Source organism: Streptomyces sp. CA-210063, assembly GCF_024612015.1.
Lineage (GTDB): Bacteria > Actinomycetota > Actinomycetes > Streptomycetales > Streptomycetaceae > Streptomyces.
The window spans coordinates 1985993-2005360 of the sequence record NZ_CP102512.1; the positions used below are offsets into that span (position 1 = coordinate 1985993).

17 protein-coding genes are annotated in these 19368 nt (G+C 70.0%); 8 read left to right on the forward strand and 9 right to left on the reverse strand.

Annotation, left to right across the window (positions count from 1 at the left end; translation table 11 throughout):
- Positions 1-23 precede the first annotated feature (23 nt).
- Positions 24-1796: a galactose oxidase early set domain-containing protein gene (locus JIX56_RS08630; RefSeq protein ID WP_257538182.1), complete on the reverse strand. Its 1773-nt coding sequence runs from the start codon at positions 1794-1796 to the stop codon at positions 24-26.
- 535 nt (positions 1797-2331) lie between these two features.
- Between JIX56_RS08630 and JIX56_RS08635 the strand changes: the two genes are divergently transcribed.
- The gene (locus tag JIX56_RS08635) at positions 2332-4260 is read left to right on the forward strand and encodes a Dyp-type peroxidase (protein WP_257538183.1); all 1929 of its coding nucleotides are present in this window, start codon (positions 2332-2334) and stop codon (positions 4258-4260) included.
- Positions 4261-4314: 54 nt separating this feature from the next.
- Here the strand turns inward: JIX56_RS08635 and JIX56_RS08640 are convergent, their stop codons facing one another.
- From JIX56_RS08640 to JIX56_RS08670, 7 genes are read right to left on the reverse strand one after another with little or no spacing between them, the layout of a single operon-like run.
- Entirely contained in the window at positions 4315-5055 is a 741-nt protein-coding gene (locus JIX56_RS08640; protein WP_257538184.1) for a class I SAM-dependent methyltransferase, read from the reverse strand.
- A gap of 6 nt (positions 5056-5061) precedes the next feature.
- The gene (locus JIX56_RS08645; RefSeq protein ID WP_257538185.1) at positions 5062-6261 is read right to left on the reverse strand and encodes a cytochrome P450; all 1200 of its coding nucleotides are present in this window, start codon (positions 6259-6261) and stop codon (positions 5062-5064) included.
- A 20-nt stretch (positions 6262-6281) separates the two neighbouring features.
- Positions 6282-7523, reverse strand: coding sequence for an acyl-CoA dehydrogenase family protein (locus JIX56_RS08650; RefSeq protein ID WP_257538186.1), 1242 nt, complete (start codon positions 7521-7523; stop codon positions 6282-6284).
- Positions 7520-7927, reverse strand: a complete 408-nt coding sequence (locus tag JIX56_RS08655) for a hypothetical protein (protein WP_257538187.1) — start codon at positions 7925-7927, stop codon at positions 7520-7522. The genes JIX56_RS08650 and JIX56_RS08655 overlap by 4 nt, the downstream gene beginning before the upstream one ends.
- Entirely contained in the window at positions 7924-8352 is a 429-nt protein-coding gene (locus JIX56_RS08660) for a hypothetical protein (RefSeq protein ID WP_257538188.1), read from the reverse strand. Before JIX56_RS08660 ends, JIX56_RS08655 begins: the two co-directional genes overlap by 4 nt.
- Before the next feature lie 36 nt (positions 8353-8388).
- The gene (locus tag JIX56_RS08665) at positions 8389-9090 is read right to left on the reverse strand and encodes a nitroreductase (RefSeq protein WP_257538189.1); all 702 of its coding nucleotides are present in this window, start codon (positions 9088-9090) and stop codon (positions 8389-8391) included.
- Between the two features lie 41 nt (positions 9091-9131).
- Complete coding sequence (locus JIX56_RS08670) at positions 9132-10622, reverse strand: arsenate reductase/protein-tyrosine-phosphatase family protein (RefSeq protein ID WP_257538190.1); 1491 nt, start codon at positions 10620-10622, stop codon at positions 9132-9134.
- Between the two features lie 377 nt (positions 10623-10999).
- Here JIX56_RS08670 and JIX56_RS08675 point away from each other — a divergent pair, with 377 nt between their 5' ends.
- From JIX56_RS08675 to JIX56_RS08705, 7 genes are all read left to right on the forward strand, one after another.
- On the forward strand, positions 11000-12523 hold the full coding sequence (locus JIX56_RS08675) for an MFS transporter (protein WP_257538191.1): 1524 nt from the start codon (positions 11000-11002) through the stop codon (positions 12521-12523).
- Positions 12524-12745: 222 nt separating this feature from the next.
- Entirely contained in the window at positions 12746-14248 is a 1503-nt protein-coding gene (locus JIX56_RS08680) for a type I 3-dehydroquinate dehydratase (RefSeq protein ID WP_257538192.1), read from the forward strand.
- Positions 14249-14342: 94 nt separating this feature from the next.
- A complete protein-coding gene (locus JIX56_RS08685; RefSeq protein ID WP_257538193.1) occupies positions 14343-15635 on the forward strand; it encodes an MFS transporter in 1293 nt (430 codons plus the stop codon).
- A gap of 135 nt (positions 15636-15770) precedes the next feature.
- Positions 15771-16835: a YihY/virulence factor BrkB family protein gene (locus JIX56_RS08690; protein ID WP_257538194.1), complete on the forward strand. Its 1065-nt coding sequence runs from the start codon at positions 15771-15773 to the stop codon at positions 16833-16835.
- Between the two features lie 4 nt (positions 16836-16839).
- Positions 16840-17598 carry a phosphatase PAP2 family protein gene (locus JIX56_RS08695; protein ID WP_257538195.1) on the forward strand — a complete coding sequence of 253 codons (759 nt, stop codon included), beginning with the start codon at positions 16840-16842 and terminating at the stop codon, positions 17596-17598.
- A gap of 43 nt (positions 17599-17641) precedes the next feature.
- Complete coding sequence (locus tag JIX56_RS08700; RefSeq protein ID WP_257538196.1) at positions 17642-18064, forward strand: CBS domain-containing protein; 423 nt, start codon at positions 17642-17644, stop codon at positions 18062-18064.
- Between the two features lie 125 nt (positions 18065-18189).
- Positions 18190-18417, forward strand: coding sequence for a DUF6480 family protein (locus JIX56_RS08705; RefSeq protein WP_257538197.1), 228 nt, complete (start codon positions 18190-18192; stop codon positions 18415-18417).
- A 22-nt stretch (positions 18418-18439) separates the two neighbouring features.
- Here JIX56_RS08705 and JIX56_RS08710 read toward each other — a convergent pair whose 3' ends face one another.
- Positions 18440-19261 carry an SDR family oxidoreductase gene (locus tag JIX56_RS08710; RefSeq protein ID WP_257538198.1) on the reverse strand — a complete coding sequence of 274 codons (822 nt, stop codon included), beginning with the start codon at positions 19259-19261 and terminating at the stop codon, positions 18440-18442.
- Between the last annotated feature and the right edge of the window lie 107 nt (positions 19262-19368).

Consider the following 19368-nt stretch of genomic DNA (forward strand, 5'->3'; position numbering starts at 1 on the left):
GCCCGGGACGGGTGATCCGTCGATCAGCGCCCGACGAGGGACGTGGCCCGCGCGGGCTCCAGCTTCACCCACTTCGCCGTGCTCGGCACGCCTCGCTCGTCCAGCAGGAACAGCATGTACCACCCGGGTGGGGCGTCGGCGGACGTCGCCGGGGTCTGCAGGCTGAGCCTGTTGCCGTCACGGTTGTTGATCTTCACCTGGAGGTGGCGCTGGCTGGAGTTCGTCGAGTGCGTGGCGGTCGACGGTGCCACAAGGACGGCCCTGTTGACGCGTCCCGGCGTCGAGGTCTGCACGGAGAAGGCGGAGTCGTAGGTCAGCGCCCCGGCCGGGACCCTGTTGAGCTGGGGCCGGTTGCCGACGTGCATGTACCACGGCTCGAACATCTCGATGCTGCCGTGCATGTCGTCCTTGATGTCCGGGTCGTTGGCGATCTGCTGGGCCTCGTCCCCGGTGACCAGGATCCGCCCGTCGGGCATGAGCACCGCGTTGGAGTGGTAGCCGCGCGGCAGCCGCTGGACCGGGCCGAGCCTCCAGCTGCCGTCCGCCTCGCGCGCCTCGGTGTGCCGGTACTTCGGCAGCGCGTTCGGGTTGTACATGCCGTTGCCGTAGTTGCGGATGTGGAACGAGCCGTTGACCGTGAAGAGCTTGCCGTCCGGCAGGATGACGGTACTGTCGTTCGACCGGCCGAACGCACGGGGTTCGCGTTTGGTCCAGCTCGCGCCCTTGACCAGCTCGTAGGTGTTCGCGTCATCCCGGTTGCCGCCGAGGATCAGCACCGAGTCCGGGCCCTCGTAGCCGTTGGGCAGCGCCACCGCGGAGCCGTTGATGCGCTCCGGATTGCAGCCCTCGCCGTTGCCGTCCCTCGCGTCCTTGCAGGGAATGTTGGGCCGGTCCGGCAGCTTCCCCCGCGACTCGGTGTCCAGGTCGAAGACGTACTGCTCGTTGAGCATCCGGCCCAGGCCGTAGATCCTGCCGTCGCGCAGCGAGAACAGGTGCGGGTAGTCCCTGCTGAAGGGCGCGTCGGCACGGAACCTGTCGACCGGTACGTTCACCGGCACGTCGTCCCGCTGCCACGGCACCGGGTGCGACTTGGCGGGGAAGCGCTCGACGACGGGTGTGGGGGTGCCCCAGCCGATCTCCGACTGGCCCGACATGATGAGCAGCCGGCCGTCCTTGCCCTCCACGACTCCGGGGTACCACCGGCCGACCGACATGTCCTGGTTGCGGTGCCAGGTCTCGGTCCACGGGTCGAAGACGAGTGACAGTTTGGCGCCGCTGCCACCGTTGCCGCCGAGGTTGCCGCCGAACACGCCCACCATGCCGTTGGGCAGGAACGCGTGGCCGGAACAGAAGAACGGCGCCGGGCGCTCCTCGTTCTTGCCGTCCGGCATCACCACCATCGGCGGGGGAACACTCTTGAACGCGTCGGGCCCCGTGCCCTTGTCCGGGTCCCACACATACGCGCGACCCGCGTTCTCCTTGCCGATGACGTCGGTGGGCGCGGTCTCCTTCTGGGGGTTGTCCTCGATCGGCTCGAAGGAGAAGAGCAGTACCTTGCCGGTGGGCAGCATGGCGATGTGGTCGCCGTAGTCCGGCGAGGGGAAGTACTCCGCGAACCGGCCGAACTGGCCGGGCGCGTACTGCTTGTTGGTCTCCGTCTGGGACTCCGTCAGCTTCTTCAGCCGCTCGGTACGGGTCGTCTGCGGGTACTCACCCAGGGCCTTGGCCGTCGCCCGGAGTCGGGCGTGCTCCCGGGCGTGCTCCTTACCCAGGACGGCGGCCTCGTCGGCTCTCATCTCCTTCTTTACCTGCCGCTCGGGCACATGGACCTTGGCTTCGCCCGCGCCCGTGCCCTCGTGATGGGCACCGTCATGCGCATATACGGAAGGCGCGGCCAACCCTGCCGTGACGGCCAGCGCGGATACCAGCGCGCACACCGAAAAGGCCGCAGAAATCTTTTTTGGAGGCATGGCTCTCCTAGCCACCTGAGGAAATCAGGGATCGAAATCCAGAGAAAGGAAATTCAAGACGTGACCCGCGACGAACACATGCCCCGAGGCGTCCACATCCTTTCCGGCAACACTGCCGTTGCAACAACAAGAACAAATACCAGGAATCACGCACTCCATGCACGTCGGAAGGGTCATCAGGGGCACGGGGGTATATCACCGGCGCACGGTCAAGAATGGTGCGCCTGGCATGCGCTCCACCAACCGGGTGAACATCCATGGCATTGGGAGGTTTGGCTCGAAATCTCCACTCACCGCCATTTCCGCTGGGTACGGGAGACCCGAAAACATGCCGCCGAAATTCCCCGGAGGAAGCGCACGCATGTCCACGTACACGGCGCCGGCCGATCCCCAAAAGCCAACCGACCCGAAATCCCAGCTGTTCCTGCGCGAGGACACCGAGATCCAGGGCGATGTACTCGCCGGGTTCAAGAAGGACCACATGCAGTTGGTGTTCCTGCGGTTCGAGGACCAGCAGATGACGCGCACATGGCTAAAACAGCTGCGGCCGCTCATCGCCACGACCGGCCAGGTGGCGAAGTTCAACAGGGAGTTCTCCCGGGCCCGCCAGTACTCGGGCGGCGACGATCCGAAGAACCTGAACGCGCTGTGGTACGGCATCAGCTTCACCTTCGACGGGCTGAAGTTCCTCACCGGCAACAACCCGCTGCCCGGCGTCGGCAAGAACAGCACCGACGGCCCCCTGAAGGCCTTCATGGAGGGCCCGGCCAACCGTGCGGCGGCTCTCGGCGACACGGGGCAGAACGCCCCACAGAACTGGCTCTTCGGCAACTTCGGCGGCGGAAACGTCCACGCGGTGCTCACCCTCGCCGCCGACCAGGCGCACGTGCTGCGGGCCACCCTGGGAGACGTACGCCAGGACCTCGCCCGCGCCAAGATCGTCACCGTCTACGAGCAGGAGGGCGCCACCCTCGAAGGTCCGCGCCGAGGCCGGGAGCACTTCGGATTCAAGGACGGCGTCAGCGAGCCGGCCATCAAGTACCTCGACGAGCCCGACCCCGAGCAGCCGCTCTACGAGAAGGGCCACCCCGGCACCCTCCTCATCAACCCCGGCGAGTTCGTCGTCGGCCTCGAGCGGGAGCGCCCGCACCCCCTGCCGTACCCGGAGTGGGCGCAGAAGGGCTCCTTCCAGGTGGTGCGCCGACTGGCCCAGGACGTCCCCGGCTGGTGGGCCGGCGTGGCCGAGCAGCTGAAGGTGCTGAAGGAGGCGAAGGCCGCGCCCCCGGAGGCGACGACCGAGTGGCTGGCGGCCCGGCTCGTCGGACGCTGGCGCAGCGGTACCCCGGTGGCGAAGTGCCCGCACGCCGACATGTCGTACAACGCGGAATCGTCGGGCGACAACCTGATCTCGTTCAGGGACGACCCCGAGGGCAAGGTCACCCCGCTCTGGTCCCACCTGCGCAAGACCAACCCCAGGGACGGCTTCAAGGACCCCAGGACTTCCCAGTTCGTCGACGACACGAAGTTCAACCACCGCCGCCTCATGCGCCGCGGCATTCCGTACGGCCTTCCGTTCGACCCGTCCGCCTCGGCCCTCAACGGCCCGGACGCGCCCCGCGGTCTGGTCTTCGTCTCGTACCAGGCCGACCTCTACCGGCAGTTCGAGTTCATCCAGCGGGACTGGATGAACGACGAGACGTTCCCCCAGCCCAACCCCAACACCCACCACGAGCAGATCGACCCCGGCCCGCACCCCGCCGGCGCCGACCCGGTGGCCGGCGAGGAGACCGTGGTCTCCTGGGTGCACGAGGGCAGCAGCGAGCCGGTCCCGCTGAAGTTCGCCCAGTTCGTACGGACCGAGGGTGCGGTGTACGCCTTCATGCCGTCGATCTCGGTCATCGACCAGCTGGCAGAGGGCCGGATGAACACCAACATGGTCGTCCACGGGAACACGGTCTTCACCTCCGACAGCTTCGACAACACGGAGCGGGACACCGTCGACTCGGGCACGGTGCGGCTGTTCCTGACGGAGGGCGGCGACCTTCAGGTCGTCGACAGCAAGAACAACAAGGTCCGCTGGTCGGCGAAGACCGCAGCCGGTCCGAAGGCGCAGGCGTGGTTCAAGGACGGGGAGCTCTTCGTCATCGACCCGAAGAACAAGGACAAGAAGCTCTTCAGCTCCGGCACCGCGGGCAACCCGGAGGCCCAACTCGTCGTCCAGACCGACGGGAATGTAGTCATCTACAACAAGGGCAAGGCGATCTGGCACACCAACACGGCCGGCCGCTGACACCTTCCGGCAGCCGGTCCCCTGACAGCGCCCGCCCCACAAAGGCGGGCGCTGTCAGTCCTTCGGGCCGATCAGACAGCAGTGCTGCCGCTCCGGTGCCGCAGGGGGGCGTACCTCGGCGGACGGAAACAGTGACCTCGCGTGGTCCGGGCTCCAGAGCACGTCGTACCGTCCGCACGGGCCGACCGGGGCGCTGGCGTCGAACAGCAGGCTCTGGTCCACGACCGCGCACCAGGGCGCCTCGCGCGCCCGCTCGACGGCGGCGTCCACGTGCGCCTCAACCGGGGGCGACGCCGTCGCGTTCCCCAGGGAGCAACTGCTCAGTCGCCACAGCACATTGGGCTGCTGCCCCTCGCCCGGTGGCGCCCAGCCCGGGTCGATGAAGGTGAAGGCGAGTATGCCGTCGTCGGTCAGCATCGACCGCAGCGCGTCCACCAGTTCCAGGGTCTCGTCGTCCGGGGTGTGGGTGAAGACGGAGTACGCGAGGACATAGTCGAAACGCGACCCCAGGTCGGGCAGCGCGAGCCCGCGGACGCCGCCAGGGTTGAACTGCGGGTTGTACCGGTCGTAGAAGACCCAGTGGGCCCCCGGTTCGCGCCGTCGGCCCTCCTCGATCGCGGACCGCGACACGTCCACGCACCAGTAGAGCGACGGCTCGACCCGTCCCGCGGCCTCCGCCAGGAACGCGCCGATGTTCCCGCCGAAGTCCAGCACCCTGCGCCCCGACCAGTCCGGGCGGCCGAGCTGGGTGTCGAAGTAGGCGAACTGGCCGGTCTTGGTGGAATGGAAGGCCATGTGCGCTCACCAACTGACGGGGAGGGCGGCGAGTGCCTGCAGGCGCTGATGGTCCTTCCAGTCGGCCGACACCTCGGCGGCGGCCGGGCGCAGTCCGGGAAAGCGGGCCAGGAGCGAGGTGAGGCCGATGCGCAACTCCGCCCGCGCCAGATGGGACGCCAGACAGCGGTGGATGCCGTGGCCGAAGGCCACATGTGGATTGGGGTCACGGCCCAGGTCGAGGACTTCCGGGTCGGAGAAGACATCCGTGTCGTGGTTGGCGGAGTTGAGGGAGACCACGACGGACTCGCCGGCGCGGACGGTGACCCCGGCGATGTCCACGTCCTCGGTGGCCACCCGGATCTGACCGTCCCTCAGCACCAGGTGGTAGCGCAGCAGTTCCTCCACCGCGCGCTCCACCGACGCGGGGTCGTGCCGCAGCCGGGCGAGGTCGGCGGGCCGGTGCAGCAGGGTGCGCAGGGCAGAGGTCAGGGCGGTCGTCACCACCGTGTGGCCCGCGAACAGCAGGCTCACGCCCATCCCGGTCAACTCGGCGTCGGAGAGCGCGCCCTGTTCGTCGTGTGCCGCGACCAGGGCGCTGAACAGGTCGTCGCCGGGTCTCCTACGACGGGAGTCCATCAAGGTCTCCAGGTAGTCGCACATCTCCCGCTGGGCCCCGGTGATCCGCTCCAGGGGGCCCTTGCCGTTCATCGTGTCCGACAGGGCCAGGATCCGGTCGCTCTCCTCGACCGGGACGCCCAGCCAGGCGCAGATCACGGCCATGGGCAGGGGGCGTGCGAAGTCGGCGACGAGGTCGGCGGGCGGGCCGGTCCCGGCCATGGCGTCGAGCAGCCCGTCGGTGATCTTCTGGATCAGCGACAGTGACCGCTCGACCTGGCGCGCCCTGAACTCCGGCATGACCAGCCGGCGCAGCCGGGCGTGGTCCGGCGGCTCGGTGTCCCGCAGGAGGGAGACACCGGGCGGGAACGGAGTCGTGAACAACCTGGGCGCGTCGGACGCGGTGTTGGCCGTCACACCGAACCGCCGGTCGCGGAGCACCTGCCGTACGTCCTCGTACCGGGTCACCAGCCACACCTCGTGCCCGCTGGCGATGACCACACGGGTCACGGGTTCGTTCTCGCGCAGCCAGGCCAGCCTCTCGAACACCTCGGAGTGGACACGGGTGTCGAAGGGGAAGGCGACGGGCCGACAGTCCGGGACGGGCATCGCGTCCCTCCTCACTCGGCTCAGGGTTGGTGGAAGGACGGGTCGTGGTCCTCGCCGAGCACCGCGCGACCGATGGTGGCGAGGATGTGGTCGTCGTTGTCGTGGCGCTGGTAGAAGGTCAGGTCGCGCAGGATCCGTTCCACCGGGCTGGGACGGACCAGACTGCGGGCGCCGCAGGCCCGGATGCAGTGATGCACGGTCTCCTCCGCCAGGTGCTCGACGACGTGCCGGGCCTTGCTGCCCGCGAGCCTGGCCTCGTCCACCCTGCCCTCGTCCCACAACGCGGCGACATGGCGCAGCCACAGGCGGGCGGTGTCCACGTTGACCGCCATGCTGCCCGCCCGCTGCCGTACGTACGGGTCGCACCCCTTGCCCTGCTTCCTGAGGTACGCCAGTCCGTAGTCGTACGCCGCCTGGGCGGCGCCCAGGAAGCTGGAGGCGTAGTGGGGGACGAACGCGGCCTGCCAGTGCCCGGTGAGATAGCTGCCGGGCGCGCCGATGAGGTGGTCCCGGGGGATGAACGTGTCGTCGAACCGCACCAGATGGCTGACCGTCGCGCGCATGCCCCCCGGGTCCCACCACGCGCTGTCGACGCTCACGGTCGGGTCCGACAGATCGCAGGCGAGCATGAGCAGTCCGCTGCCCGCCGCCCGGCCGTTCCGGGCGGCCGGCGCGTGCCGTGCTCCGCCGGGTCCGGCGGGGTCGACGAACAGGACGGCCCACTGGGCGCCCGTGGCGCTGGTGGCGAACGCCTTGGTGCCCCGCACGGTCCAGCCTCCCTCGACAGGAGTGAGGGTGGTGCCGAAGCCGCTGGTCTCCCCGGGCTTGGGGGCCCGGGGCTCGCCGCTCCAGGCCACCCACTTCTCCCCTCGCTCGACCACGCCCGCGAACCAGCGCTGCTTCTGCTCGGGCGTTCCCAGGGCGTCGATGAGCACCAGGGAGTTGGCGTGTCCCTCCCAGCAGCGCGCCAGCGAGAGATCCGCCGAGGCCAGGACGGTCGTCAGCTCCCACAGGGGCAGCGTGTCGCGCTGCTGCGGGCCGAAGCCCAGTCCCCCGTACTCGTGTGGCACGGCGGCGGCCAGCAACCCGGCGGCGAAGAGGTCGTCGAAGTCCTCGGCGGGGAAGGCGGCCCTGCGGTCGTAGTCGTCCGCGCGGGCGGAGAACGTCTCCACGGCCAGCTTCCGTGCGCTGTCCAGGGCGGCACGATGCCCGAGAACGGGGCCGTGCGGCCCCTGCGAGCCGTGCGCCAGGTCGGCGGTCATGGGAGAGGAACCCCTTCCGGAGGTCCGGACGGCCGGGCGGGTCCCGGACGGTAGTAATGGGCGCGGTACATCGTGTTCGGCGCCCGCTGGTCGTCGGGGTGGGCCGTGTGGACGTCGATGGTCAGCAGGCCGCGGTTGAGATAGCCGCAGAGGATGACGTCCCGGGTGCCGAGCCGCGCTTCGGCGAGGAAGCCCACGGCCGGGCCGTCCCCGCCCGCGTCCACCAGTGGTGTGGCGGTGAGTGCGGTGCGGGTGCCGACGGCGCCGGGGCCGGCCTCGGCGATGCTCAGCGCGAGTCGGCCCTCGTCCTCGACGGCGTCGACGAGCCGGATGCCGAGGGCTGTGGTGTCGAAGTTGACCCACCCGCCGGTGAGCCCGGCCAGGTCGGTGTGCGGTGCCGTCATGCGCCCTCCTCCAGCCGGTGGAAGAAGGAGCGGGACCACTCGCCGGGGCGCCCGCCGCCGTCGACGGGGACACGGGAGGCGGTGGCCACCAGGATGCCCGTCTTGTAGTAGGCGCAGAGAACCGTGCGGAATCCGCCGAGTTCGTAGACGGAGGAAAACGCCCAGGCCAGGGATGGTGTGCCCGGCGCGGTGTAGAGGACCGCCGGTACCTCACCCCAGTCGTACGGCTGCCCGCCCGCCGTGCTGCCGAAGGCCCGTACGGCGAGGCCCGTTCCGCGCGGGGCGACGGTCAGCCGGACAGGGCCCTTGGACACCGCTCCCCCGTCGGTGTTGAGCCAGTCGCCCGACAGGGCCGAGATGTCGGGGCTTTCCGGTGGGTACGGCTCCGCCGATGGTGCCGCACCGGCCACCGAGGGCATGGTCATGAGGTGTTCTCCCTCTCACAGATTCATGTGCCGGAGTCAGCCCCACTGGACGTACTCCTCGATGCGGGCCCGCGGGGGGACGAACCGGTTGACCGGTGCCGCCTCGTCGGGGTAGCCGACGGCCAGGGTGCAGACGATGATCCGATGGGTCTCGATGTCCAGCCTCCGGCGCAGCACGTCCGCGTAGCCCGCGACGCTGAACTGCGGGCAACTGCCGAGGCCCCGGGCGACCAGCCCGAGCATGACGTTCTGCAGGAAGAGGCCGGTCTCCAGGAAGGTGCCGGGCACCGCGTCGCCGGGGACGTGGCAGACGACAGCGGCCGGGGCGCCGTAGAAGCGCAGATTGTCACGGAGGTGGTCCCGGGCGGCTGCCGTGTCGTCGGGGGCACGGCCCTTGGCTCGTAGGACTCCGGAGAGGGCCGCGCGGGCGCGTTCCACCGCGGTGTCGTCGAGCGTCGGCGGCCGGTTGGCGTAGTCCGGCCGTGCGGGCTCTCCCCGGTCGAAGGCTTCGCGGAGGCCACGGGTCAACGCGTCCAGGGTGCTGCCGGTCACCACGGTCACCCGCCACGGCTGGAGATTGCGGCTGGAGGGTGCCTGACCCGCGGCGAGGAACACCTCCGCGAGGACGCTCCGGGGCACCGGCCGGTCCAGGAAGGCGCGCTTGCAGTGACGGGACGCGATCAGGGACAGGCCGTCGTACGTCGGCTCGGTGTGTGCCGGCTCGGTGTGTGCCGTCATGGGCGCCTCACTTCTTCCGGCATCTCGACTCATCCGGCATGTCAACCCGCGCCGGCCGGGCGGATGTCGAGGCCGGGGTCGCCGTCGAGGAACTCGTGCAGACGGGTGCGGACCAATTCCTCGATGCGGTGGGCGCATTGGCGGTAGACCTCGGGCGACTGCCCTTCGGGGTTGGGGATGTCGCCGTGCGGGTCCAGACAGAGGGTGCGGTGCTCCGCGTCGGGCGCCAGGGCGACCACGGCGTCGCGGTGCGCGCGCGTCATGCAGTAGATGACGGAGCTGTCCCGGCACAGCTGGGGGGTGACCGGCCTCGCCCGGTGGCGGCGAGGATGGACGGGGCCCGGCACCCGCCGGATGCCGAGGTCGGCGAGCGCGGTCCGGGCGGCGGGGGCCAGCGGCGCTCCGCCGCGGGCGGGGGTGACTCCCGCGCTGGCGAAGCGCACCCGCCTCGCGGAACGTCCCGCCCGCACCGCGTGGTTCCTGGCGATGACCTCGGCCATGGGCGAACGGGAGGTGTTGCCGCCGCAGACGAACAGCACCCGCCGCGTGCCTATGCCGCGTTCCCGCCACCAGGAGGCCGTCGCGGGGTAGGACAAGGACACGATGGCGATGCCGATGAAGACGAGCGCGAGAAGCTGTGCGTCCCCCGGGACCGGCAGCCCGGCCAGTCCGGCGAGGGCGTACGAGGCGACCAGGCCGGACAGCAGGCTGGCGCACCGGTTCGCCGGGACGCACCAGGTGTACACGCGGCGGTCGAGGTAGATCAGCGTGCCGAAGACGAACAGCACCTCGTAGGCCACGCCGATCCCGAAGGCCCCCCAGGCGGCGGGGGTGCCGAGGAAGGTGGTGAACCCGGAGCGCAGCTCCGGCTGTCCCGCCAGGGCCGCGGCCGCCGAAATCCCGACCAGGAAAAGCGGGGCGGCGGCGTGCTCCTCCACGAAATAGCGGCGATCGGTTTCCTTCACTCCGGTCTTGGCCACGCGGCTCATGATCTCGAATCGCCCCACGTACCCGACGAGATAGGTGAGCACGCTCAGAACCGTCGCCAGAGTGAGGTGATAACTGTCCACATCGCCGAGAGCCACCGAGACCGCCAGCAGACTGAAAGCGAGAGCGGCCCACGCGGAACCCGAGACCTTTCGCTTACGTGCCGAGTCGACCAGCGGGGAAATGATCAGCACACCCCCACGCATCAGAAGCAACACAAGGAGGATGGAGACACCGGCGAACGTGAAATTCAGCGTGGTGGTGCCGATGACGAGCGCGGTGAAGAACCCCGCCAGGAGCGTTTCTCTTCCCGGCCCGCGGACACGCCCCACTCCGGGTATCTCATGCTGCCGGCCGTAACGCCACCATCCGCTGGCCGCCAGGAACAACGGCATGACGGCGAGTTGTCCGAGGGCGGCCGCCGGGAGCAGCACCAGACCGTCGACCGGGCTCCCGGCCAGCGGGGAAACCCCGGTGGCCATCGCTTTCACGAGCATGGCGTAGGGAATGTAGGCGAGAAAGTATCCGAGCGCGAGCCAAGCCATACGCAGGGTCCTCCGGAGCGGCCCAGAAGAAGGGTTCGTCAATTCGCAGTGTGCAGGGATCCGATGCACCGCGCAAGTGCCTCAAGTCCCGGGATTTCAGGGGTAATTCCTCTCCGGATGCCGCTGTGGGACACATTGTTCGCGGTGTCGCACAGGAGCACGATTGACGTCATGGTGCGTGCGCCCCGCGTGCGCCGGTCGAATGCCCCAGCCCTCTGCCCGTGCGAGCTTGCGGATTCACGACAGATCCCGTATCCCGCGAAAATCGTAAAACGGTACTCGGGTTGAAATGGTGGTTCCCGATGGTCTGATCGCGTGGTGATATCCCCGCCCGGAACACAGACCGCCGTTCGGCCCAGTGACACGCCGTCGGGAGAGTGACCGCAGGGTTCGCACCACTGCGCGAGAGCCAGATCGAGGGTGATCCGAGCGAGCGCTTCCAGAAGGCGGTGGCGATGGGCCCACGAGTGCGGCGACGACCGAACGCGGTGGGGCCCTTGCTCATCTACTGCGCGCTGTCGACCACGATGGTGAGCTCGCTCGGCGCGTTGCTGATCCCCTCCATCGCCCGGGCGCATCACGTGCCGGTGAGTTCGGCCCAGTGGATGCTGACGGTGACCCTGCTCGTGGGAGCGGTGAGCACCCCGGTGCTCGGCCGGCTGGCCGACGGGCACCGCAGTCGGTGGGCGCTGGTGGGGGTGCTCGTCCTGACGCTGTCGGGTTCCTTGCTGGCCGCGATCGCCGCGACTTTCCCGCAGTTGCTGATCGGTCGGGCGCTCCAGGGCCCGGCCTGTGGAATGCTGCCGATGACGATCGCCCTGGCGCACCGTCACCTCGCCCCGGCGAAGGTGCCGGACGGCATCACCGCCCTCACGGTCACCGCCGCCACCGGGGCCGGGCTCAGTTTCCCGCTGACCGGCCTGATCGCCGAATACCTCGACCACCGCTGGGGGTTCTGGTGTGCGGCCGGCTTCGCCGCACCGGCCGTCGTGGGGGCCCTGCTGATTCTGCCCAAGGACGAGCGCCCGGCGGCCGGGCCGGGCGCCGGCCCCGGCGCGCTGTCCTCCTCCGCGCGCGCCGATCTGGCGGGCACCGTTCTTCTGGTGGCAGGTCTGGCGAGCCTGCTCCTCTTACTGAGCCAGGGGTCGCGTTGGGGCTGGACCTCCGCCATCGTGCTGAGCGTGCTGGTGGACGCCGGGCTGCTGCTCACCGCATGGGCATGGTGGGAGCGGCGCGTCGCCCAGCCGTTGGTCCGGCCCGAGTTGCTCGTCCATCCCGATGTGCTGCTGGCCAATTTCGCCACGGTCGTACTAGGCGCCGCGACGTTCATCGGTGTCTCCGCTCTCGCCACTCTCGTGCAAGTGCCCGTCGGCACGGGGTACGGGCTTGGGCTCTCGGTCTTCGCGGCCGGGTGTGTGATGCTCCCGTTCTCGGCCGGGAGCCAGCTCGCGGGCCGGCTGGCACGTCGTCCGGCCGTCCGCACGGGGCCGTACGCGCTGCTCTCGCTCGGCGGAGTCCTGCTCACCGGTACCCATGTCGCCCTGGCCGCTCACCACGACGAGTTGTGGCACCTGCTCCTCGCCATACTGACCTTCGGCCTGGGCAGCAGCATCGTCTGGGCCGTCGTGGCCGCCCTGATCCACACCGCGGTCCCGGGCGGCGACCTCGGATCCACGACCAGCTTCAACCATGTGCTCCGTGTCGTCGGCAGCGCGATCGGCAGCGCCGCGACCGGAGTGATCCTCGCCGCCCACACCGCCCCCGACGGCTACCCGACGGATGACGGTTACGTGGCTGTCTTCACTGTCTGCGCGATCGGTTGCACCGCCGTGCTGCTCGGCCTGCTGGTGCGTGCACTCGCCGAGCGACGACGGGCGCCGAAGTCGGGAACATCGGGGTGAAACGGCGAGGCAGCCACAGCAGTTACCGGCGCCACGACGCTGAACGTCAACCGAGCCGCACAGTTGATCAATGCTTTCGAGGGATGTCTGCCCACGTGGCTCTCCACCGCGTGCGCGCCTCCTTGATCATGTCGTCCCGTGCGGTCTACTGGCAGACGTTCGTCTGCCGGCCGCTGGCCAGTTCACGAGGGTCCGCCCGGAGGAGTACATCCAGTGGCACGCATGAGACAGGGGGGGCGACGGGCACAGCTGGTGGCCGTCCTGACCTCTCCCGACGACCTCGACCACGACCCGCTGAGCGGTGTCGACCCCCTCGCCGACGGGCTGGAGGTCCGTGCCGACCTGGTGGGTGACCCAGAACCGAGGTGGCTGCGGCGGAACTTCACCGGCTCGCTGACGTACTGCCTGCGCAGCCAGCGGCACGGCGGTCGTCACCAGGGACGGTCCGGCGAGCGGCAGACCAGGCTGGCGCACGCCGCCGACCGGTACGACATGGTCGATCTCGAATGGCCCCACGACCTGACGCCCGACGTGCTGGCCCGCGTCCCACCCCACCGGCGACGGATCTCCTGGCACGGCGGGAAAACCGGACGCGACGGGTTGTTCCGGATCTTCGACGCGATGGCGGCCGTCCCCGCGGCGCTGTACCTGCTGTCGGTAGGTCCGACCACCGAAGGCAGCACATCGGCGCCGATGTTCCTCAGCGCCCTGGACCGGCCCGACGTCACGGCTTTCGCCTCCGGCCCGGCCGGGATCTGGACCCGGATCCTGGCTCCCTGGCTCGGTGCACCCGTGGTCTTCGGTCACGCCGGCGCCGAAGGGCCGGACGGGATGCCGAGCCTGCGTCAGCTCGTCGTGGACTACGGGCTGCCCGCCCTGCCTCGACTCGATCATCTCTACGGCATCGCCGGTGTGTCTCCCGGCCGCTCGCTCTCTCCCCGCCTGCACAACACAGCCCTGCGCGCGCTGGGCCTGCGGGCGCTCTACCTCCCGTTTCCGAGCCGCTCACTGTCCCACCTCCTGCACACGACGGCTTCCCTGGGGACACACGCGGGGCTCCCGCTGCGCGGCCTCACGGTGACGGCGCCGCACAAGGAGGACGCTCTGGCCCTGGCCGACACGGCCTCCCGGGCCGCGCGGGGCGCCGCCGCGGCGAACGTACTGTCGCTGGAGAACGGTCGCCGGCACGCCGACACCACCGACCCGGCAGGCGTGCTCGACTCGCTGGCCGCAGCCGGCATCGATCCGGCCGGACGCAGTACGGCCGTCGTGGGATGCGGGGGCGCCGGACGGGCCGTCGCCCTGGCGCTGCGTCAGGCCGGTGCCCGGGTGACCATGGTGAACCGGAGCCGGGACCGCGGTCTGCGGGCCGCCTCGCTGGTCGGCCTGCCGTTCGTGCCCCTCCCGGCGTTCTCCGCCCGAGGGCACTCGCTGCTGGTGCACGCCACCCCGCTGACCGACCGCCCTCCGTTCCAGCTCACGACCGCCGATCCCGGAGCCGTCGTGCTGGAACTCGTCTACGGGGAAGAGCCGACCGCGCTGATGACCGCGGCCCGCGCCCATGGGCTGCCCGCCATCGACGGCCGGTCGGTGCTGTTCATAGAGGTACGCGAGCAATTCAGGCTGCTGACCGGACACACGATGCCGGCAGACACCGCCCGTACCCTCCCGCAGGACGCCTCGGAGCACAGCACCGCGCTCTGCCCCGCGAAGGTGATCCCGTAGGCGTCGTGGCGGTCCGTCCGAGGCCACCGCACGCGCGTCGCGCCGAGCGGCCTCCCGCACCCCTGGAGTCGCCTTGCCCCCCACCCACGTACCCGTGAAAGGCCGGACCGCCTTCGCCGACCCGTCCCGCAAGGCGATCAGGGCAGGGGCGATCGGCAACCTCATCGAGTACTACGACGCGACGATCTACTCCCTGCTCGCACCCGTCTTCGCCCAGCAGTTCTTCCCCGTGGAGAACAAGGCGTTCGCGCTGCTCTACACCTACGGTCTCGTGGTGGGCGTCGCCTTCGTCGTGCGTCCCGCGGCCGCGATGCTCCTGTCGCCCTACGGGGACCGGCGGGGCCGTCGCAAACTGCTCTCGCTCAGCCTGTTCCTCATGGGTTCGGGGCTGCTGATCATCGGCCTGTCGCCCACCTACCGCAGTATCGGTGTGCTCGCGCCCATCTGTCTCGTCGTCGGGCGGGCCGTGCAGAACGTCTCCAACTCCGGCGAATTCCAGGCGGCCTCCACCTTCATCGTCGAGCACGCGCCGGCCGACCGCCGGGCGACGACCGGCGCCGTCCAGTACATGACCGCCGGTCTCGGAATCCTGTCCGCCACGCTGGTGGCGACCACGCTCACCACCGTCTTCCCGAAGGAGGTGGTGGCCGACTGGGCATGGCGCATCCCGTTCCTGATCGGGGCGGCGCTCTGTCTCTACGGCTTCCGCCTGCGGCGCGCGGTTCCGGAGAGTCCGCTCTTCACCGCACTGCAGTCCACAGGGCAGGTCGAGAGCAAGCCGCTGCGGACGGCCGTGAAACGGTACCCGCGAAGCCTTCTTCTGGTGATGGTGATTCAGTTCAGCCAGGTCACGTACTTCACCTGGCAGGTCTTCCTGCCCACGTACGCACACCTGGTCGGAGGGTTCCCGCTGAAGACCGGTCTGGCCCTGAACTGCGTCGCTCTCGCGGCCTTCGTGCTCGTGCTGCCCCTGGTCGGCATGGTCTCGGACCGGAAGACCGGCCGACGTCCGCTGATCATCGCCGAAGCCCTGGGCTTCGCGGTCCTCGCCTACCCGATGCTGCGCCTGTTGCAGCATCCGACGCCGCTCACCTACCTGCTGGTGGCGGTGGCCGGCAATCTGCTGCTCGCCCTCACCTACGGCAATGTCGCGGCGGTGTTCTGCGAGCTGTTCCCCACGGGGGTACGGACCTCCGGGGTCGGCCTGGCCTACAACGTCGCCGTCACGGTCTTCGGCGGCAGCGCGCCCATCATCGCCACCTGGACCATCGGCCACGGCCGGCCACTCGCTCTCGGCTACTACATCCTCGCACTGGAACTGGCGGCCGCGATCATCTTTCTCGCCCTTCTGCCGGAGACCCGTGGGACGCGACTCGAGACGAAGTGACCTGCGCCGGTGATGGTCAGTCGGTGTCGTCATCTGGCTCCCGGCCCACGGCCGGAACCACCTCGCCTTACGACCGAAAAGTCCGCTATGTCGCCAATCCGGCATGAGTGGCGCCGGGCCGGATACTCGCGGGGAATGGTACGGACATTGAAGCCGCACAAGCGGCACGGCAACCACGTAGCGGCCGATCGCGAGGGCGGGAACGGGCGGGCGCCGACCGCCGAGGGGCCGGACGAGCAGGTGGAGGGGCGGGCGCCGGACAGTCCGACGGACCTGCCGAGGCGCTCCTGGCTGTCGGTGCTGAAAGGCACCCTGAAGGAGTTCAAGAAGGACGAGCTGACCGACCGGGCCGCCGCCCTGACGTACTACTCGATCCTGGCGCTGTTCCCGGCTCTGCTGGCGCTCGTGTCCCTGCTGGGGATCGTCGGCCGGTCGGCGACGCAGCAGGTGCTGGACAACATCCGGACGCTCACCCCCGGGGCGGCGCGAGACGTCCTCACCAACGCGGTCCAGCAGATGCAGGGCAACGCCGGGCTCGGTTCGGTCATGGCGATCGTGGGTCTGGCGCTCGCGGTGTGGTCGGCCTCCGGCTATGTCGCCGCGTTCATCAGGAGCGCGAACGCGGTGTACGACGTCCCCGAGGGGCGCCCGGTGTGGAAGGTGCTGCCGGTCCGGGTCGGCGTGACGGTCGTCCTGATGGTCATGGCCGTGATCAGCGCGCTGATCGTGGTGTTCACCGGTGGCCTCGCCCAGGAGGTGGGCACCGCACTCGGCGTCGGCGACACGGCGCTCACCGTGTGGTCGATCGCGAAGTGGCCGGTGCTGGTGGCCCTGGTCACCATCATGATCGCGCTTCTGTACTGGGCCACACCCAACGCGAGGGTCCGCGGCTTCCGCTGGATCACACCGGGCAGTCTCCTCGCCCTCCTGATCTGGATGGTCGCTTCGGCCGGCTTCGCGTTCTACGTGGCGAACTTCGGCTCGTACAACAAGACCTACGGCACGCTCGCCGGCGTGGTCATTTTCCTGGTGTGGCTGTGGATCACGAACCTGGCGATCCTGCTGGGCCTGGAGTTCGACGCGGAGCTGGCACGGCAGCGTGCCATCGCGGGTGGCCATCCGCCGGACGAGGAGCCGTACGTCGAACCGCGTGACACCCGGAAGTGGGACGAAGAGGACCGTCGCCGCCTCGGACCTTGAGGGGGTGGCGTACGTGCGCGTGGTGAGTGCTCTGCGCGAGAGGGACCGTCGTCTGGCCAGGCGGCTGATCGCGTGGGGCCCGCCCTGGTTGCGGCGGGTCGGGGCCGCGCTGGAGGGGGCGGCCGAGCACACCAGGCTGTGGTGGGCGGCAGCCGCGACGCTGGCCGTCGCCGGCGGATGGCGCGGCCGGAGGGCCGCTGCCGCCGGAGTGGCCGCGATGGCGGCGGCCGAGGTGTTGTCCAACGGGGTCGCCAAGCCGGTGTGCGAGCGGCGCCGCCCGCCGCGGGAGTGGGTGCCGCCGGAGAACCTCCGCGACCGCCCGGCCAGTTCCTCCTTCCCCTCCGGGCACACGGCCGCCGCCGTCGCCTTCTCCGGGGCGGTCGCGCTGGTGTGGCCGGCCGTCGGTGCCGTATGCGGGGCCGCCGGGGTGCTGGTGGGAGCGCAGCGGTTGCACAGCGGGGCGCACTACCCGGCCGACGTGGCCGTCGGGGGCGCGCTCGGGCTAGTGCCGCGTCAGCCAAGGTTTGCCCGTCAAGGAGCGGCGTCCGGTGCGTGCTCTCGGCGTGCCGGCCGGAAGTCCTCGTCGATGGACCGGACGTGCTTGGGCTTTCGGCCGGTGCGGCGAGGGTGCGTGCCGGGCGCCGTGGGTGCTGTGCGGGGCTTTCAAAACACCCCCTGGCCGGGGTGGCCCTGGTGCGGGCCGCGCCGCGGCTCCTTCGGCGAGGAGTGCTGTTTTGTCGCTTATGGGTACTCGGGAGGCTGAGCGGCGGTGAAAGCACCGTCCACTCCGCGGAGGGATGGTTCCCATGACTCAGCATGTGAGCGACGTGATGACGAGTGCCCCGGTGGCCGTCGAGCCGCAGACCTCGGTGGCGGTCGTGGCCCGGATGATGCGGGACGAGAACATCGGTGCCGTTCTGGTCACCGAGGGCGAGCGCTTGCGGGGGCTGGTCAGTGACCGCGATCTGGTGGTGCGCGCGGTGGCCAAGGGCGGCGACCCCAACAACACGACCGTGGCCGACGCGTGCAGCGAGGACCTCGTCACGGTGGGGCCCGACGACGACGTGCGCCGGGCGGTGGAACTGATGCGTGAGCATTCGGTCCGCCGTGTGCCGGTCGTCGACGAAGGGCAGCACCCGGTGGGCATCGTCTCCATCGGCGACCTGGCCATCGAGCGCGACCCCGAGTCGGCTCTCGGCGACATCAGCGCCGCGAGGCCCAACAAGTGATCCGCAAGGCACAAGTGATCCGCAAGGCACAAGTGATCCGCGAGGCCCCAGTGATCCGCGAGGCCCAACAAGTGACGCGTCCTGGAATCAGTCACGAACACTGAGCCACGAAGGGAGCGTGCGCCATGACGACTCCTGATCCCGACCCGCGGCGAACCCCGGGAGTCGAACCGGGCGGCGGGGTGCCACCCGGTGAGACACCACCCGCCGAGGGCGGAACGTACGGCATCTCGCACCCCGAGCCGCCCGAACTGCGCAAGGGGTGGGGGCCGATGCCCCTCGCCCTGATCATGGTCGTGGTGGCGTTGATAGCGATCGGGCTCATCGGCATGGCGGTGGCCCTGATGGTGTGACGCTTCTTCCCGCGCCACACACTCAAGGGCGCCGCCAGCCGTCGTCGGGGAGATGGCTGCCGGCCTGCGGGCCCATCCGCAGCATCCCTCCGTCCACCACCCAGGAGGCGCCCGTGACATACGACGCGCCCTCCCCGGCGAGGAAGGCGATCACGGCCGCGACCTCGCGGGCATCGCCCGGGCGGCCCAGTGGCACACCGGGCCGCCGTTCGGAGGTGACGTCGGTGTCCTCCTGGCCGGTCATCGGGGTGGCGATCTCTCCGGGAGCGACGGCGTTGACAGTGATCCCGTGCTCGGCCAGTTCCAGCGCCATGACCTGGGAGAGCAGTCCGAGGCCGCCCTTGGCCGCGCAGTACGGCGCCGCGCCCACCCGCGGCTGATGCTCATGGACGCTGGTCACGTTGATGATCCGACCGCCGTCACCCTGGGCGATCATGTGACGGGCGGCGCGCTGAGCACACAGGAACGGCCCCACCAGATCCACATCCACGACCTCGCGGACGGTGCTGAGATCCAGGTCGAGGAAGGGCGTCATGGTGCCGGTCCCCGCATTGTTGACCAGCACGTCGATCCTGCCGAGCCGCTCGGCCAGCCGGTCGATGACGTCCGCGGCCTGCGGAAGCCGGGTGAGGTCCAGCTGCTCGATCTCGGCGCGGCGCCCGGTCCGGCGTACCTCGTCCGCCGTCCGCCGGGCGCCTTCCTGATCGCGATGCCAGGTGACGCCGATGTCCATGCCGGACTCGGCCAGTCGGACCGCGCTCGCCCGGCCGATCCCGGAGTCGGATCCGGTGATCAGCGCCACGGGGGCGGTGTCAGGGCCTGCGGCGGCATCGTGCGGTTCCATGGCGGCTCCACGTCGTTCCATGGCTCCACGTCTATGGACGAGGGACGGCTCGGCCCGGACGCCCCTCGGCGACGGACCCGCCCGCCCCCTTCGTGTCTCTGCCTGCC

What these genes read in the sequence shown, in the direction of transcription:
- JIX56_RS08655 (WP_257538187.1), bottom strand. Translation starts at nt 7,927, where the DNA reads ATGACGGCACCGCACACCGACCTGGCCGGGCTCACCGGCGGGTGGGTC.
- JIX56_RS08635 (WP_257538183.1), top strand. Translation starts at nt 2,332, where the DNA reads ATGTCCACGTACACGGCGCCGGCCGATCCCCAAAAGCCAACCGACCCG.
- JIX56_RS08705 (WP_257538197.1), top strand. Translation starts at nt 18,190, where the DNA reads ATGACGACTCCTGATCCCGACCCGCGGCGAACCCCGGGAGTCGAACCG.
- JIX56_RS08680 (WP_257538192.1), top strand. Translation starts at nt 12,746, where the DNA reads ATGAGACAGGGGGGGCGACGGGCACAGCTGGTGGCCGTCCTGACCTCT.
- JIX56_RS08700 (WP_257538196.1), top strand. Translation starts at nt 17,642, where the DNA reads ATGACTCAGCATGTGAGCGACGTGATGACGAGTGCCCCGGTGGCCGTC.
- JIX56_RS08630 (WP_257538182.1), bottom strand. Translation starts at nt 1,796, where the DNA reads ATGAGAGCCGACGAGGCCGCCGTCCTGGGTAAGGAGCACGCCCGGGAG.
- JIX56_RS08690 (WP_257538194.1), top strand. Translation starts at nt 15,771, where the DNA reads ATGGTACGGACATTGAAGCCGCACAAGCGGCACGGCAACCACGTAGCG.
- JIX56_RS08660 (WP_257538188.1), bottom strand. Translation starts at nt 8,352, where the DNA reads ATGACCATGCCCTCGGTGGCCGGTGCGGCACCATCGGCGGAGCCGTAC.
- JIX56_RS08670 (WP_257538190.1), bottom strand. Translation starts at nt 10,622, where the DNA reads ATGGCTTGGCTCGCGCTCGGATACTTTCTCGCCTACATTCCCTACGCC.
- JIX56_RS08665 (WP_257538189.1), bottom strand. Translation starts at nt 9,090, where the DNA reads ATGACGGCACACACCGAGCCGGCACACACCGAGCCGACGTACGACGGC.
- JIX56_RS08645 (WP_257538185.1), bottom strand. Translation starts at nt 6,261, where the DNA reads ATGCCCGTCCCGGACTGTCGGCCCGTCGCCTTCCCCTTCGACACCCGT.
- JIX56_RS08650 (WP_257538186.1), bottom strand. Translation starts at nt 7,523, where the DNA reads ATGACCGCCGACCTGGCGCACGGCTCGCAGGGGCCGCACGGCCCCGTT.
- JIX56_RS08710 (WP_257538198.1), bottom strand. Translation starts at nt 19,261, where the DNA reads ATGGAACCGCACGATGCCGCCGCAGGCCCTGACACCGCCCCCGTGGCG.
- JIX56_RS08640 (WP_257538184.1), bottom strand. Translation starts at nt 5,055, where the DNA reads ATGGCCTTCCATTCCACCAAGACCGGCCAGTTCGCCTACTTCGACACC.